This window comes from Micromonospora sp. NPDC049891 (genome assembly GCF_040660295.1).
GTDB lineage: Bacteria > Actinomycetota > Actinomycetes > Mycobacteriales > Micromonosporaceae > Micromonospora.
Genome location: NZ_JBFAML010000081.1, coordinates 1 through 1,304, shown reverse-complemented (window position 1 = coordinate 1,304; position 1,304 = coordinate 1). Strand labels below are relative to the sequence as shown.

Sequence of the window (1,304 nt, the reverse complement as noted above, 5' to 3'; positions counted from 1 at the left end):
GGGTTTTCCTCGTACAGCACCGAATGATTATTTTGAATGGGAAGATAGTTATATAAAAGATCACAATCTTGAGAGAAACACTCTAGTTTTTAATGATTAAAATAAGTGATGTTGCTAGAGCCGACAATTCTCAGTCGGTTCTGAATGTCTAGAATGAAAAGTATCTAAAAGAGCAGGTTTGATAATTTTGAAATATCCATCCGTACACATTGATAAATCATTTAATATTACGGTGTCTAACATGATTGATTTTAACGCGAGGATTGTGTCGGGTGTTTTCATAGGGAATGTCGTTCTAAATGAAAATATTTCACTATATATTAATGAGATGCACTCCAGATTTAGTGTTAAGATTAAAAACCACTTCCTACCTGACGGGAGTGATCGAAAGTCATATACAGTCGACAATACCTTGACCATCGTAACTGATAAAGACGGTGTCATTTTGTCACTTGGATGTAATGCTCATTATCAAGGGGCTACAATGGAATCATATTTCCCAGAATGAGTGTGATAGATATAATAAAGCTGACGATGTCGCAGAAAATATACAATGGCTCCATCATTATTAATGATGATTTTGGTGTTTCGTTTATCCTCCCATCCCCATATGATGAGATTTCCGATGCGATAAATCATATTCCTAGTGGTCTGATAATAAACGAAATTTTCGTATCTGATTTTTCATTCTGGCGTTAGCTTATGGAATATATGAGTGAGTTTAGTGAACATTTAATTAAATTTGGGGTGAGTGATATAGTTGTCACTGGCTACATAGATTCGGATACACCACCGATTTTTCACCCGATGTATGACAGGATTTACTTTATATCTGGTGAGGTTGTTTTTGAGGTTTACATCGGTAATGATGGGGTTGTTAATTCACATTTGGTTGAAAACATCGCTCCGTGGTTTGAGGTAGATGTGGATGATCAATTTTCTATGATGTCAATTTATTCCCAGTCATTTAAAACTGAGCAGGAGGTTATCATAGTTGGAGTAAATTATAGTGACGATCCGTCCTCAGGGGTTTTCTTAAAATATAAGGCAGGTGACGATGAGCGGCTATTATCTTTAGAATCAAATAATTTTTTCGGTTTTCTCATTTCATAGTTCAAAGGATTTCGAGATTATTGAATGCTAGTAGTTAATTGAAGCTTTGAGTTTTTTGATAGTGGCATTGAAAATTAGAGGGTTATTGTAAGTAACATGGTGATTGATTGTTAGAAATAGCTTATTCCATCTGTCGTAGGAGGAGGAAAGAACTGTGGAGTCCGATAAGAATTATTATAAAGGTAAATGTG

Annotated in this window: 1 protein-coding gene; it reads left to right on the top strand. The window is 35.1% G+C overall.

Going from position 1 to position 1,304, the window contains the following annotated elements:
- Positions 1-711 precede the first annotated feature (711 nt).
- Positions 712-1,113: a hypothetical protein gene (locus tag AB0I71_RS32550; protein WP_227256392.1), complete on the top strand. Its 402-nt coding sequence runs from the start codon at positions 712-714 to the stop codon at positions 1,111-1,113.
- The last annotated feature ends 191 nt before the right edge of the window (positions 1,114-1,304 follow it).